This window comes from Pseudomonas persica (assembly GCF_900291015.1).
GTDB lineage: Bacteria > Pseudomonadota > Gammaproteobacteria > Pseudomonadales > Pseudomonadaceae > Aquipseudomonas.
Genome location: NZ_OLKL01000020.1, coordinates 66,051 through 80,501 on the forward strand (window position 1 = coordinate 66,051; position 14,451 = coordinate 80,501).

The following is a 14,451-nucleotide window of genomic DNA, read 5'->3' on the forward strand; positions in this document are numbered from 1 at the left end:
GGCAGGGCAAGATAATCCGCAGGACGCTGACGTGACGAGATGGGTGTATGTCAAAGGGTGGCGTGCGTGCGCGGTTGCTTGGCCTGTGCACAGAGGCGGTGTCCGCCTGGGCGGTCGCGCTGGTCGCCCTGGTCGCGGGCGGCCTGCTGACGGCCTTTCTGGCGCTTGCCGCGCAAACCTTCTACAAGCAGCAGTTGCGCCAGCGCTTCGAGCTGCTGGCCAGCGAGCGTTTCAGCCGTATCGCCGAGCGATTTGACGAACAGCAGCAGCGCCTGGACGGGCTGCGGCGGTTTTTCAGCTTTTCCAACGAAATCACCCCCCACGAGTTCGACGGCTACGCCCGGCCATTGCTGCAGCGGACCCTGGCCTACGCCTGGGCGCCGCGTGTCGAAGCCGCGCAACGCGCCGAGTTCGAGCGCCAGGCCAGTGCACATTCTGGCCCGGGCTATGTGATCCGCGACCAGAATGCGCAAGGCCAGTGGCGCCCATCCCCCCAGCGCGACCATTACTTCCCGGTACTCTATACCCAGTCGGGTGAATTGCCCGGGCTGCCCTATGGGCTGGACCTCGCCGGCCAGGATGTGCCCCTGGCGGCCTTGGCGCGGGCGCTGGGGCCGGGCAGCATGGCGGTGTCCGAGCCACTGGCCATGTTCGATACCAGCTCGGATGCGCGTGGCCTGCTGATGGTGGCGCCGGTGTTTTCCGATGCCAACCCCCGCGGCGCGGCAGTGGGCTATGTGATGGCCTTGCTGAGCATGCGTGAGCTGGTCAGTGACGGACAACCGGTGGCGGCAGACGACAATCTGGTCGTGCGCATCGTCGACCCCACCGGGCTGCATGGCCCCGAAGTGATGTTCGCTTCGCAGAACCCGGTCGCACCCCTGCCGCTGGTCAGCAACCAGCTGTTGCACCTGGCTGACCGCCACTTCCAGCTGAGTATCCGGCCGAGCCTGGCCTTCGTGCGGGCCAATCGTTCCTCCGCGGTGCTGGCGGTGAGCCTGCTGGGCGGTTTGTTGAGCCTGCTGCTCAGCGTTTTGCTCTACAGCCTGTTCAGCCAGCGCCAGCGCGCCTTGGCCATGGTCGAGCAGCGCACCGCCGAGCTGCGGGTCAGCGAGCAGTCCCTGCGTGGCACCCATAACCAGCTGCGTAGCGTGCTGGATGCCGCAACCCAGGTGGCGATCATCGCCACCAACCTCAAGGGCGTGGTCAGCACTTTCAACGCCGGCGCCGAGCGCATGCTCGGGTACCCGGCCAGCGAGGCGATCGGCCAGCTGCGCCTTGAGGATCTGGTGCTGCCCGAAGAGTTGAGCCTGCGTGCCCATGCCTTGAGCCTGCGTTACGGCCGGCCGATTGCAGGTGGCCAGGCCATGTTCGCCGAAACGGTGCAGGAGCATGGCGCCGAGCCGGGGGAGTGGACCTTGTTGCGCGCCGATGGCAGCCAACTGGTGGCCAATATGCTGGTTACCGCCATGCTCGATGAACAGGGGTTGTGGATTGGTTACCTGGCGATCTGCATTGATGTCACTGAACGGCGTCGGGTGCATGAGGCGCTGGCGGCACGTGACCGCCTGCTGGAAAAGCTCAGTGCCGAGGTACCGGGGGGCATCTACCAGTACCGCCTGGATGGTAACGGCCATTCCTGTTTTCCGTACGCCAGCAAGGGCCTGTACGACATCTACGAAGTCGACCTGCAGCAGTTGCGCGAGGATGCCTCGGTGGTGTTCGAGCGCATCCACCCGGATGACCTGGAGCGCGTGCGCCGGTCGGTGCGTGACTCGGCCGAACACCTGTCGCCCTGGCGCGAAGAATACCGGGTCTGCCTGCCGCGTGCCGGGCTGCGCTGGGTGCGTGGCGAGGCGACCCCGGAAGTAGGCGAGCAGGGCTGTACCTTGTGGCATGGCTACCTGACGGACATCTCCGATCTCAAGGGTGTGGAGGAAGAGTTGCGTGCGCTGTCGGTGACCGACTCGCTGACCGGCATCCATAACCGCCGCTACTTCCAGCAGCGGCTCAAGGTCGAACTGGAACGGGCTCAGCGCGACGGCCTGGCCCTGGCGGTGATCATGCTCGACATCGATCACTTCAAACGCATCAACGACCGCTTCGGCCATGCCGTCGGTGACCGCGTGCTGCGCAGCCTGTGCCTGCGGATTGGCCAGCGTTTGCGGCGTACCGATGTGTTCTGCCGGCTGGGTGGCGAGGAATTCATGGTGCTGTGCCCGGGCAGCGATGCCAGGCAGGCACGGCTGCTGGCGCTGGAGCTGTGGCAAGGGGTGCGCGATGTTCCAGTGGAAGGTGTGGGCAAGGTGACCGCGAGTTTTGGGGTGGCGGGCTGGCGACCGGGGGAAGGGGCCGATGCCTTGTTGTTGCGGGCTGATGCAGGGGTGTATGCGGCCAAGCAGGGCGGGCGGGACCGGGTGGAGGGGGGGGTGGCTTGAGCGTTCGCGATTGTCGGTACCGGCCCTTTCGCGGCTAAAGCCGCTCCCACAGGTACATCACAGGTCTTGAACCCTGCGCTGTACCTGTGGGAGCGGCTTTAGCCGCGAAAGGGCCGGGACTGGCTGACGATCAGTTGGCTGCCGTGCTGCCGGCCAGTTTCGGCTGGCGGTACAGGTCCAGCAGTACCTGGTCGAGCACCTGCGAGGCGCCCCACGGTTTCGGGTCGTTGAGGATCGCCGCCACCGCCCAGGTATGGCCGTTGCTGTCACGGCTGAAGCCGGCAATCGCCCGCACGGTGTTCAGCGTGCCGGTCTTGATGTGCCCTTCACCGGTCATGGCGGTGCGCTTGAGGCGCTTGCGCATGGTGCCGTCCATGCCCACCAGCGGCATCGAGCTCATGAATTCGGCAGCATAGGGGCTCTTCCAGGCGGCCTGCAGCATCGCGGCCATTTCCCGGGTGCTTACCCGTTCGGCGCGGGACAGGCCGGAGCCGTTTTCCATCACCAGGTGCGGCGCGGTAATACCCTTCTTCGCCAGCCACTGGCGCACCACGCGCTGGGCGGCGCGGGCATCGTCACCATCGGCATCGGTGCGGAACTGCGCGCCAAGGCTCAGGAACAGCTGCTGGGCCATGGTGTTGTTGCTGTATTTGTTGATATCGCGGATCACTTCCACCAGGTCTGGCGAGAAGGCGCGGGCCAGCAGGCGTGCGCCCTTGGGCACGTTCTCGAAGCGGTCGCCACCCTGGATGCTGCCACCCAGCTCGTTCCAGATCGCGCGCACGGCACCGGCAGCGTAGGTTGGGTGGTCGAGCAGCGACAGATAAGTCTGCGAGTTGCAGCCGTCACCCAACTGGCCGCTGACCGTTACGCTGATGCCATCGGCCTGCTGCACCGGGTTGTAGCGCACATCACCCGCGCACTGTTTGGAGGCCACGGCCTTGACCTGGTTGTCGATACGGATGCTGGCAATCGGTGGCTCGACCGCGATGGTGACCTTGCCGCCATCGTTGCGGGCCACGAAGCGCAGGGCCTTGAGGTTGACCAGCAGCGAGTCGGGCTTGACCAGGAACGGCTTGTTCTCATCGCCGCCGTCGTCGTTGAACTGCGGCAGGTTGGGCTGCACGAAGTGACTGCGGTCCAGTACCAGGTCGCCGGTGATGGTGCGCACGCCATTGGCGCGCAGGTCACGCATCAGCAGCCACAGCTTTTCCATGTTCAGTTTCGGGTCGCCGCCACCTTTGAGGTACAGGTTGCCGTTGAGTACACCGTTGCTCAGGGTGCCGTCGGTGTAGAACTCGGTCTTCCACTGGAAGGTCGGGCCGAGCAGTTCGAGGGCGGCGTAGGTGGTGACCAGTTTCATGGTCGAGGCCGGGTTCACCGAGACGTCGGCATTGAATACGGTCGGTGTGCCGGGGCCGTCCAACGGCAGCATCACCAGCGACAGGGCAGAGTCCTGCAGCTTGTTGGCCTTGAGGGCCTGCTGCACTTTGGCAGGCAGTGTGGTATTGACGGCGGCGGCCTGGCTGGGCAGGGCGAGTGGCAACAGCAGGCCGGCAAGAACGAGGGGACGAAGCGTTTTGATCATAATGAATAAATACCCTACGGCGAGGGAAAAGGGCATTGGGGCTGTAAGGGATGATGGCCCCAGGATGAAAGAATACGCATTATGCCCCAAGCGCAGCGACGATGCGCCACGTTCGACGGAAAAGCACGCCAATGAAAAAGGCCACCCATAGGGGTGGCCTTTTCAGCGATCGAGCCGGGCCGGTATTACTCGGCCTTGTTGATCGGTTTTTCCGGGTACCAGGCGTCCAGCAACGGGCTGACTTCGATCTTGGTCAGTTCGCTGCGGCCTTTGAGCCAGGCTTCAACGGCTGCACGCTGTTCTTCGCTGACCGAGCCGCGTTTGACCGAGCACACCAGGCCGAAATCGTCACCGCCTACATAGTCCAGGCCGTTGGCGTCCATGGCTTCTGCCAGGAACGCGTCGAGGAAAGCATCGATTGCCTGGTCATCCAGATCTTCCTTGAATTCCAGGTTCAGCTCGAAGCCCAATTCCTGAAACTCGTCGACACACAGCTTCTTGCGCAGACGACGGGAGCGGTTTGTGGCCATGAAACAATCCTCTTAGGTAATAACGCCGCGCAGTCTACCAGTTAACACGCCTGGCTGCCTGTCTGTGTGCAGGAACCTGTGGCCAGCTCCTTGGCCAGGGCACGTTCTACCCGGCACATATGCCGCGCCAGTGCCTGGCGTCGCAGGCGCAACTGGGCAGTGGGCAAGTCGCTGGCCTCCAGGGCCTCGCAGGCCGCCATCAGCTTGGGGGCTTCCAGCATCCGCGCGGCGCTGAGCACCTTGTGCGCCTGTTCGGCAATGGCGCCGCTGTCGTGCTGCGGATGCAGCGCCATCAAGGTGGCGAGGTCGGCCTGCAGGCTCTGCTGCAAGGCCTGCAGGAACCGCTGGCGGTCGTTCGGGTCATGCCCGACCACTGCGGCAAGGCCGTCCAGGTGGTACAGCTTGCGCCGCCGTTTTTGCTGGCGGCGCGGGTGGATGTTGGCCAGGCGTTGGCTGAGAGTGCCCAGGCTGATGGGCTTGAGCAGGCAGTCGTCCATGCCGGCGCTCAGGCACTTGCGGCGTACCTCCGGCTGCGCGTTGGCGGTGTAGCCGAGAATGGTGCAGCGCGGCCGATTGCCATGGCGTTCTTCGGTACGCACGGCGGTGGCCAGCTGGTAGCCGTTCATGTGCGGCATATTGCAGTCGAGCACCAGCACATCGAAATCGCCCGCCCGCCAGGTAGCCAAACCTTCGCGTCCGTCGCGGGCGCTGGCGTGCTCCAGGCCCAGGTAGCCGAGCTGCTGTGCCATCAGTTGCAGGTTGGCCGGGTGGTCGTCGATCACCAGCACGTTCAGCCGTGGGTCGGGTACGTCGAGGTTCTCGATCAGCGGGGCTGGCTGCGTTGCGGCATCAACCCGCTGCAGCGGCATCTTGAGACGCACCTGGGTGCCGACATCTTCCAGGCTCTTGATGGTCAGGCTGCCGCCCATCATTTCGCACAGGTTGCGGCAGATCGCCAGGCCCAGCCCGGTACCCGCGCGGGCGCCCTGGCTATGCGGGTTGGCCTGGATGAACGGGTTGAACAGGCGTTGCAGGTCGTCGGCGGGGATGCCGATGCCACTGTCGCGCACTTCCAGCTCCAGCACTGCCGGGGTACTGGTGCCGTCCTCTACCAGGTTGACGCAGATGCGCACCTGGCCATGCTCGGTGAACTTGATGGCGTTGCTCACCAGGTTGGACAGGACCTGTTTGAAACGCAGGGGGTCGAGCAGGGCGTGGCAGCGTGCGGCCGGCGCGATCATCACCTCCAGGGCCAGGCCTTTCTGCCGCGCCTGACCCTCGAAAATGCGCCCCACCGATTCGACCAGGGCCGCCAGGTCGACGGCCTCCGGGGCGAGGGACAAGTGCCCGGACTCGATGCGCACGATGTCGAGGATATCGCCAATCAGGCCCAGCAGGTCCTTGGCCGAATGGTGGGCCAGCTCCAGTGCGTTGCGATCTACCCGGCCCTGGTCGGCACGCTTGACTGCCAGCTCGAGCATGCCGATGACCGCATTCATCGGGGTGCGGATTTCGTGGCTGATGGTAGCCAGGAACGTGCTTTTGGCGCGGTTGGCATCGTCGGCCTGCTGCTTGGCCTGGCGCAGCTCCATGACCAGCTGCCGGCGATCGCTGATGTCGATCCAGCCGCCGATGATGCCCTGCACCTCACCCAGTGAGTCGCGGTACGGCAGAATCCAGTGGTAGATGGTCATCTCGCGGCCCTTGATCCGTAGCGGCCGGTCCATGATCAGCGGCGAACCCTCGGCCATCACCTTCAGATAATCGGCGTGGATCTGCCGGGTCTGCTCGCAATCGGCGAACAGGCTACCCGCCAGGTGTTTGCCGATGACCTCGTCGGAGCGGGCCTGCACGGCTTCCAGGTAGCTGTAGTTGCAGCTTTGCAGGCGGCCCTCGCGGTCTCGCACGTACATGGGGTGGGGGGTGCCATTGAGCAGGGCGCGCATGAACGCCAACTGGTCGTTCAGCGCCCGTTCGGCGCGTTGCCGCTGGCGAATCTGCAGGCGCAGGCGAGCGTTCCATAGCAAGGCCAGCAGCAACAGCACGGCGGTGCCCAGTACCACCTGGATCGCCAGCCGACGGTAGCCCTGGTCGTTGCCATCCTCGTGCAGGCTGAAACCACGCCAGCGGTTGTTGATTACCCCCAGTTCTTCAGGCGAAATGCTCAGCAGCGCCTTGTCGAGGATCGACACCAGCGCCTGTGACGAGGCGCTGGTGGCCATGGCGAAGTCGGCAGGTTCGCTGCCGACGGTGGCCCGGATGACCAGTTCGGGGTTGCCGGCCAGGGCGTGGTTGGCGTCGATCAAGGTGGTGATCACCGCATCGACGGCACCGCTGTTGAGCAACGCGATGGAATAGAACGCGCTTTCGGTCTCGACCCAGCCGATTTGCGGATGGTGCCGCGACAGCATGGCGTCCATGGCACTGTAGCGGGTAATGGCGATGCGATGCCCCTGCAGTTGCTCCAGCGAGGTGAAGGGCTTTTTGTCCTTGCGGCTAACCAGCACATAGGCACTTTCCAGGTAGGGCCGGCTGATTCGCAGGTCGTCTTCGCTCACCCCGCCGGTGGCCAGTGCGGCGATGACATCGGCGCGGCCATCCTTGAGGCGGGCAATCATGTCGGCGAGGCCGCTGGCGCGCTGCACTTCGAAACGCAAGCCGGTGCGCAGGCGAATGAGCTCGAGCAGGTCGGCGGTGATACCGCGAAAGTGCCCCGAACTATCGAAATAGGAGACCGGTGCAGCGGTGTCATCGATCGCCACGCGCATCACCGGGTGGTCCTGCAGCCATTGTTCTTCGGCGTCGGTCAGTTGCAGCCTGCGGTCGGTCAGCAGCAGATCGCTACCGGCGCTCCAGCGCTTGAAGATACTGGCGCGTATGGCCGGGGTCTGGCTGTCCAGGATGGTGTTCACCAGCTCCATCAGCAGCTTGTCCTGGTGGCGCAGGGCAAAACCGAAGCCGATCGCTTCGTGCTTGCCGAAGCTGGCCATGCGCAGGCGCGGCAGGTGGCTGCGATTGAGCTGGTAGTGGGTGGAAATGGTATCGCCGATGAATACGTCGGCCTGGCCGAACGCCACGGCATTCAGGGCCTGGCTGGACGAGCCGAAAGCCAGCAGCTCGGCCTTGGGGTAGGCGCTGTTCACCTCCTGGCGGGGCAGGTAGTGGTAGAGCATGCCCAGGCGCATGTCGGTCAGGCCCATGTCCAGCGCCCGGCTTTCGTCCTCGCGCGTTACCAGCACCGGTTGGTCGATGGCATAGGGATGCGACAGCGCCAGGCCATCGCTGGCCGCTTCGTAGCCATTGGCGCTGCCAAGCAGGTCGATATCACCGTGCCGGAGCGCCTCCACCGCCGCTTGCCGGCTGGAAAAGCGCAGCACCCGCACGGGCAACTGCAGGGCCTTGCCGATCAGGCTCGCGTACTCGGCGGTAAGGCCCTGGTAGTCGCGGCCGCCACTGGTGATGTCGAAGGGCGGGTAGTCCGGTGCCGAGGTCCCCAGCACCAGTTCCTGACGGCTTTCGAGCCATTGCCGTTGTTCGTCCGTGAGCGCAGGCGGTGTTGGCCTGGCCGATGACCGCGCCAGCAAGGCATAGGACGAGGCCTCGTGAGGGGTAGCCTGTGCCACGCCACTGAACAGGAGCAGAGGGAGCAGCAGGCGAACGAAAGGACGGGCCATGACTACCCTCAGACCAGCGCGTTGCGTTTGGCCATTTCGATCAGGTCGACCAGCGTATTGACCTGAAGTTTGTGCATGAGGCGCTTCTTGTAGGTACTGACGGTCTTGCTGCTGAGGAACATGCCCTTGGCAATTTCCTTGTTGCTGCGGCCTTGGGCGAAGAGTTGCAATACCATCAGTTCGCGGTCATTCACCTGGCGGAAAAGTTGCGAGTCGGCATCTTCCGCCTGGTTATGCTTTATTGCCTGGCTGGGAAAGTAGTTGTAACCGGCCAGTACGGCCTTGATTGCACTGAGCAGTTCGCTCAGATCTTCCTGCTTGCACACGTAGCCCGCAGCACCGGAGTGCATGCAGCGCACGGCAAACAATGCGGGAGACTGCGCGGTCAGTACCAGCACCTTCAGGGGCAGGGCCATGGCCTGGAAGCGGGCAAGCACCTCCAGCCCGTCTAGCTTGGGTATGCTGATGTCGAGGATGACGAGGTCGGGGGCGGTTTCGCGAATCATCTGCATGGCGTCCACGCCGTTGTCCGACTCGCCGACAACCTTGTAATTCTGATTTTCCAGCAACATACGGACGGCCAGGCGGATGACGGGATGGTCGTCGACAATAAATATGGAATGCATGTTCAACTTCCCTGCGGGCGATTGAGGGTGACAGGCAAAACCTTATCGCAGTTGGAAGTCATCGGGCATGCGAGGAAGGGCTATTAGCCCTATATGGGAAATGGCTTACAAGATAAAACAAAACGGGCTACGAAACAGGCGTGTTTAACTCGATGTCAAAGCGTGATTGGTAACTTTTCATTTGTTTTTATTCGCGCTGTTTAACTTGCCGTCAGTATATGTAGGAAGTTTCCCACAGTGCGCGGTGCAGCTCCGGGCGATGCCCCGGGCAGCACCGGCAGGGCTCAGGTCGGGCTGGAGCGCCCGGTCATTTCCCGGGCCATTTCGCTGGCATAGCTGTCGGTCATCCCGGCGATGAAGTCGATCATGCGCAGGAACGCACTGTGCAGCGAACCGTGCGGGTCGGGAGCATTGTTGCCGATCAGGTCCAGTACCCGGCGGCTCTTGAACGAGGGCGTGCGCCCACCGTGCTGTTCCAGGGCGGCACCACAGAAGGTGTTCAGCAGAATCTCCAGGGTGGTGTAGGCGCCGATCTCGTGCAGGGTCTTGCGCTTGTCCTGGAAGATCTTGTTGCGTGCCATGTCCTTGGCCTGCAGCACGCAGCGTTTGGCCGGGCCGTGCATGTGTTCGACCAGGTCGCCCGCCAGTTGCCCGGCCAGCAAGGCCTGCTGCTGCTCGACGAAGGCGTGGGCGGCAGCGTTGGTCAGGTGCTCGATGGCCTTGCCGCGCAGGATCGCCAGTTTGCGCCGCCGGGAGTCGCCAGGGCCGAGCTGGCGGTAGGTTTCCGGCAGGTCATCGCCGACCAGGTCGAGCAGCAGCGCTTCGACTTCGGCATATTGCAGCAGCTCCATTTCCAGGCCGTCTTCCAGGTCGATCAGCGCGTAGCAGATGTCATCTGCGGCTTCCATCAGGTAGACCAGCGGGTGGCGCGCCCAGCGCTGGTGTTCCAGTTGCGGCAGGCCGAGCTTGCGGGCGATCTGCTCGAGCAGCGGCAGCTCGCTCTGGTAACTGCCGAACTTGTGCTTCTTGTAGCCCAGGGCGTCGGCGTGGCGTGCGCTCCACGGGTACTTCAGGTAGGTGCCGAGGGTGGCATAGGTCAGCCGGGTACCGCCGTCGAACTGGTGGTACTCCAGCTGGGTGAGTACGCGAAAGCCCTGGGCGTTGCCTTCGAAGTTGAGGAAGTCGGCGCGCTCGTCGCCGCTCATGTCGTCCAGCCAGCCACGCCCGGCGGCCTGCTGGAACCAGTGGCGGATGGCGTCTTCGCCAGAGTGGCCGAACGGTGGGTTACCGATGTCGTGGGCCAGGCAGGCCGACTGCACGATCATCCCCAGGTCGCTGGGGGCGCACCAGTCCGGCAGGCTGTCGCGCAGGGTTTCGCCGACGCGCATGCCTAGCGAGCGGCCGACGCAGCTGACTTCCAGCGAGTGGGTCAGGCGTGTGTGGATATGGTCGTTGCTGGAAACCGGGTGCACCTGGGTCTTGCGCCCGAGGCGGCGGAAGGCACCGGAGAAGATGATGCGGTCGTGGTCTTTGTGGAAGGGGCTGCGTCCGAGTTCATCGGCGCTGTACAGGGCTTTGCCCAGGCGTTCGCGGGTAAGCAGGGTGTGCCAGTCCAAGGCGCGGTCTCCTGTGGATCGAGGGGTATAGCTTCCGGTGTCGGGAAGGGCGGCGCAAGGGGGACGCCTGCAATGGCCCTATCGCCGGCAAGCCGGTTCCCACCTCGATCGCATCGGCCTCAAGCCATGTGCAATTTCTGTGGGCGCCGGCTTGCCGGCGATAGGGCCGGTGCAGTCGACAGAAAACGTTCAGGGGCGGCGGCCTTGCAAGTACAGGCGCAGCAGCGGCAGCAGGCTGCTGCCCAGGCGCAACAGCCGCGCCAGGTTGCCGCTGCGCACGCCCTTGCCGGTGAAGAACCCCAGCGCTACCACGGCGCCAATCCCCCACAGCGGCGCATGCTTGATGCCCAGCCCGTCGTGCAGCGAGCTGCCCATGCCGCGCACGCGACGCAGCGGCTCCAGCAGTTGCGCGGACTCATGGCGGATTTCCTGGCGGTGCATTTCCATGCGCAGGCGCAGCAGCGCCTTGCGCAGTTCGCGCGGGTTACGGGTGTTTGGCAGTTCAGGCAGGCTCATGGCAACAGGCCCTCCCGGTCCTTGGCGAGTTCCTCGAGGGTGGCGCCGAACGGCGACGATTCGTCGAACACCGCTGCCTTCAGGCGCAACCCGCAGTACAGCGCGGCGATGCCGTAGAACACGCACAGGCCGATGATGCCGGCCAGGCGATAGCTGTCCCACAGCAGCACCAGCAACAGCCCGGACAGTGCCGTCAGCAGCAGCAGGGCGAAGACCAGGGCCAGGCCGGCGAACAGCAGCAGGCTCAAGGTGCGGCCCTTCTGCTCCTGCAACTCGATACCGAACAGTTCGATATGGCTGTGCAGCAGGCCCAGCGCAGCCGCGCCCAGGCGCTTGCCCGAGGCGCTGGCGCCGTTGGCGTCATTCTCCATGGGAACCCCTTAGCGCCGGTTGGCCAGCAGGCCGATCAACAGGCCGACGCCAGCGGCAATGCCGATCGCCTGCCATGGGTTTTCCTGCACGTACTGCTCGGCACTGCCCAGTGCGGCCTGGCCGCGTTCACGCACCGAGTCCTGGGTCAGCTGCAGGGTTTCGCGGGCCTGGGCCAGGCGCTCGTGGATCTGTTCACGCAACTCGTCAGCCTGGTCGCCGGCCAGGTTGGCGGTGTCGGCCAGCAGCTTCTCGGTGTCGCGGACCAGTGCCTGGAAGTCAGCCATCAATACCTCTTGTGCAGTCTTTGCCGATTTGCTGGCCATGGGTGTCTCCCTGTCGATGAGTGTTGGTAGTTCGAGTGATAGCACGCACGGAAGGTTCAAGTGCCGGCGCTGGTATGAGCCTTGCTAAAGCTTTGCCACGTTGCGGGGCGCCCCATACGGGTATTGCGCCGATTCAGGGCGCCAAAGCAGCGGATACCGATAAACCTTAACCCAATCCACGACAAACCCAAGAAAAAACCACGCAGGCTCCGCCCGGCTCACCGAAACAGGGCAGGTGGCTGGCACCGATTCGGTGCATGGATGCAGGTTCTTGAACTGTCCTGGTGCCTTTTTCAGCAGGTCTGCCTATTTCATGGAAAACATGCACAGCGCGATGGACTCCCTGGTCCATGGTTCCAACACCCTGTTCATTCTCATGGGCGCCATCCTGGTGCTGGCCATGCATGCCGGCTTCGCGTTTCTCGAAGTGGGCACGGTGCGCTACAAGAACCAGGTCAACGCCTTGTCGAAGATCCTCAGCGATTTCGCCATCTCGGCGTTGGTGTATTTCTTCATCGGCTATTGGATCGCCTACGGGGTCAGCTTCTTCCAGCCAGCGGCGGCGCTGGCGGCCGACCATGGCTATGCGCTGGTCAAGTGCTTCTTCCTGCTGACCTTCGCCGCGGCGATCCCGGCGATCATCTCCGGGGGCATTGCCGAGCGGGCACGTTTCGTACCGCAACTGTGTGCCACGGCGTTGATCGTGGCGTTCATCTACCCGTTCTTCGAGGGCGTGGTGTGGAACGGCAACCTGGGCGTGCAGGCCTGGTTGCAGGCACGCTTCGGCGCGCCGTTCCATGATTTTGCCGGCTCGGTGGTGGTGCATGCCATGGGCGGCTGGCTGGCGCTGGCGGCGGTGCTGCTGCTGGGCGCGCGTCGAGGCCGCTACCGCGATGGCCGGCTGGTGGCGTTTGCGCCGTCGAGCATTCCCTTCCTGGCATTGGGGTCGTGGATCCTGATCATCGGCTGGTTCGGCTTCAACGTCATGAGTGCCCAGACCCTGCAGGGTGTCAGCGGCCTGGTGGCGATCAACTCGCTGATGGCCATGGTCGGAGGCACCCTGTCGGCCTTGCTGGCCGGGCGCAACGACCCGGGCTTTCTGCATAACGGGCCGCTGGCCGGGCTGGTGGCAGTTTGTGCCGGCTCCGACCTGATGCACCCGATCGGTGCGCTGGCCACCGGCCTGGTGGCGGGCGGGCTGTTCGTCTGGACCTTCACTGCGGCGCAGAACCGCTGGAAGATCGACGATGTGCTGGGCGTGTGGCCGTTGCATGGCCTGTGCGGTGCATGGGGTGGCATTGCCTGCGGTATCTTCGGCCAGGCGGCCTTGGGCGGTATGGGCGGTGTCAGCCTGGGCAGCCAGTTGCTGGGCAGCCTGATGGGCATACTGGTGGCATTGGCCGGTGGCTTCGCCGTCTACGGTGCGATCCGCGCGCTGCATGGGCTGCGCTTGAGCCATGAGCAGGAGTTCCAGGGCGCGGACCTGTCTCTGCACCGTATCGGCGCCACCAGCCAGGATTGAGCCAGGTCAGGTGCACGGAGGGCAGGACGGACCTAGAATAGGCTTTCTCCCTGCCAAACCGGACTTGCCCCATGCTGCCTGAATGCCAACTGTTCGGCACCCTCGGCTGCCACCTGTGTGAAGTGGCCGAGGCCGTGCTGATGCCCTTCGTCGATCATGGCCTGCTGGTGGAACTGGTCGATATTGCCGAGAACGAAACCCTGTTCGAGCGCTATGGCCTGATCATTCCGGTGCTGCGGCGCTGTGACAGTGGCGCCGAACTGCACTGGCCGTTCGATGCCGAACAGGTGGTGGCATTTCTCGCGCAGTGATGGCTCCAGGGGAGCTACAACCCTGCTCCAAGGTGATGGATGTGAGCTGATGATCCACTGCCACATTTAGTCATCGGGAGCCCCGCCATGTTGATTACCCCGCATTTCACGCTTGATGAAATGACCGTTTCCCAACTCGCCGCCAGGGACGGGTTCGATAACACACCGCCCCCTGAAGTCAGGGCCAACCTGCAACTGCTGTGTTGTGTACTGGAACAGGTACGCGCACTGTTCGACGCGCCAATAATCGTTAGCAGCGGTTACCGCAGTGAGCGGGTCAACCGGGCGATTGGCGGTGCTTCGAATAGCCAGCATATCCAGGGACTGGCGGCGGACTTCACGGTGATCGAAGTCAGCCCGCGGGAAGCCGTGCGACGGATCAGTGAAAGTGCCTTGCCCTTCGATCAACTCATCCTGGAATTCGACAGATGGGTGCACCTGTCGGTAACGCGCGACACGCCGCGGCGGCGGGTGTTGACCATTCGCAAAGGCAGCGGCTACCTGCCAGGGCTGCAATGAAGCACATTGACGCCGGCAAGGGGATGTTCGTATGCTGTATATAAATACAGTATCAGGGTGAAGCCATGCTCAATGTCGAGCAACTCAAGTACAGCGTCAACCGCATGCCCGTCGAGCGGGTGGCCGACGCCGTTCTGGAACTGCGCCTCGAAGGCCTGGTGACCGATGACCGCACGCCGTTCGGCAAGGTCCACTTCAATACCTGCTTCGCCGAGATCGAGGCCTTGTTCCAGCGTGCCGGCTACCATCGCGGGCTGGATGTGGTGGGTTACCAAGGGTTGCTGTATGCCCTCTACGACCCAGGCCGCTGGGAGCCCGTGCAGGTACTGCGCTGGCTCAAGGAGCGCAGCGAGGCGATGGCCCAGGCTGGTTGAGGGCGCGGGCTTGGGGGATAATGCGCGCCCGTGAATGTTTCG

13 protein-coding genes are annotated in these 14,451 nt (G+C 64.0%); 5 read left to right on the plus strand and 8 right to left on the minus strand.

Annotated elements, in window-relative coordinates; translation table 11 throughout:
- Positions 1–47 precede the first annotated feature (47 nt).
- Positions 48–2,438: a sensor domain-containing diguanylate cyclase gene (locus FQ664_RS10575; RefSeq protein WP_144171870.1), complete on the plus strand. Its 2,391-nt coding sequence runs from the start codon at positions 48–50 to the stop codon at positions 2,436–2,438.
- Positions 2,439–2,568: 130 nt separating this feature from the next.
- Here FQ664_RS10575 and dacB read toward each other — a convergent pair whose 3' ends face one another.
- The 8 genes from dacB to FQ664_RS10615 form a co-directional block, all read right to left on the minus strand.
- Positions 2,569–4,026: a D-alanyl-D-alanine carboxypeptidase/D-alanyl-D-alanine endopeptidase gene (gene dacB, locus FQ664_RS10580; RefSeq protein WP_144171871.1), complete on the minus strand. Its 1,458-nt coding sequence runs from the start codon at positions 4,024–4,026 to the stop codon at positions 2,569–2,571.
- Positions 4,027–4,211: 185 nt separating this feature from the next.
- Positions 4,212–4,556, minus strand: coding sequence for a YggL family protein (locus FQ664_RS10585; protein ID WP_004376110.1), 345 nt, complete (start codon positions 4,554–4,556; stop codon positions 4,212–4,214).
- 41 nt (positions 4,557–4,597) lie between these two features.
- Positions 4,598–8,230, minus strand: a complete 3,633-nt coding sequence (locus FQ664_RS10590; protein WP_144171872.1) for an ATP-binding protein — start codon at positions 8,228–8,230, stop codon at positions 4,598–4,600.
- Positions 8,231–8,238: 8 nt separating this feature from the next.
- A complete protein-coding gene (locus tag FQ664_RS10595; RefSeq protein ID WP_144171873.1) occupies positions 8,239–8,856 on the minus strand; it encodes a response regulator transcription factor in 618 nt (205 codons plus the stop codon).
- Positions 8,857–9,140: 284 nt separating this feature from the next.
- Positions 9,141–10,472: a deoxyguanosinetriphosphate triphosphohydrolase gene (locus tag FQ664_RS10600; protein WP_144171874.1), complete on the minus strand. Its 1,332-nt coding sequence runs from the start codon at positions 10,470–10,472 to the stop codon at positions 9,141–9,143.
- 189 nt (positions 10,473–10,661) lie between these two features.
- A complete protein-coding gene (locus FQ664_RS10605) occupies positions 10,662–10,988 on the minus strand; it encodes a hypothetical protein (RefSeq protein WP_144171875.1) in 327 nt (108 codons plus the stop codon).
- Positions 10,985–11,359, minus strand: a complete 375-nt coding sequence (locus FQ664_RS10610) for a phage holin family protein (RefSeq protein ID WP_144171876.1) — start codon at positions 11,357–11,359, stop codon at positions 10,985–10,987. The genes FQ664_RS10605 and FQ664_RS10610 overlap by 4 nt, the downstream gene beginning before the upstream one ends.
- A 9-nt stretch (positions 11,360–11,368) precedes the next feature.
- Complete coding sequence (locus FQ664_RS10615) at positions 11,369–11,683, minus strand: ElaB/YgaM/YqjD family protein (RefSeq protein ID WP_144171877.1); 315 nt, start codon at positions 11,681–11,683, stop codon at positions 11,369–11,371.
- A gap of 313 nt (positions 11,684–11,996) precedes the next feature.
- Between FQ664_RS10615 and FQ664_RS10620 the strand changes: the two genes are divergently transcribed.
- The 4 genes from FQ664_RS10620 to FQ664_RS10635 all read left to right on the plus strand — a co-directional run bounded on the left by FQ664_RS10620 (position 11,997) and on the right by FQ664_RS10635 (position 14,409).
- Positions 11,997–13,205, plus strand: a complete 1,209-nt coding sequence (locus FQ664_RS10620; RefSeq protein ID WP_144171878.1) for an ammonium transporter — start codon at positions 11,997–11,999, stop codon at positions 13,203–13,205.
- A 71-nt stretch (positions 13,206–13,276) separates the two neighbouring features.
- Positions 13,277–13,516 (plus strand): glutaredoxin family protein, encoded by a 240-nt coding sequence (locus FQ664_RS10625; RefSeq protein ID WP_144171879.1) that lies wholly within the window; start codon positions 13,277–13,279, stop codon positions 13,514–13,516.
- 87 nt (positions 13,517–13,603) lie between these two features.
- The gene (locus FQ664_RS10630; protein ID WP_144171880.1) at positions 13,604–14,035 is read left to right on the plus strand and encodes a D-Ala-D-Ala carboxypeptidase family metallohydrolase; all 432 of its coding nucleotides are present in this window, start codon (positions 13,604–13,606) and stop codon (positions 14,033–14,035) included.
- A gap of 65 nt (positions 14,036–14,100) precedes the next feature.
- Positions 14,101–14,409, plus strand: a complete 309-nt coding sequence (locus FQ664_RS10635; protein WP_144171881.1) for a transcriptional regulator — start codon at positions 14,101–14,103, stop codon at positions 14,407–14,409.
- Positions 14,410–14,451 lie beyond the last annotated feature (42 nt).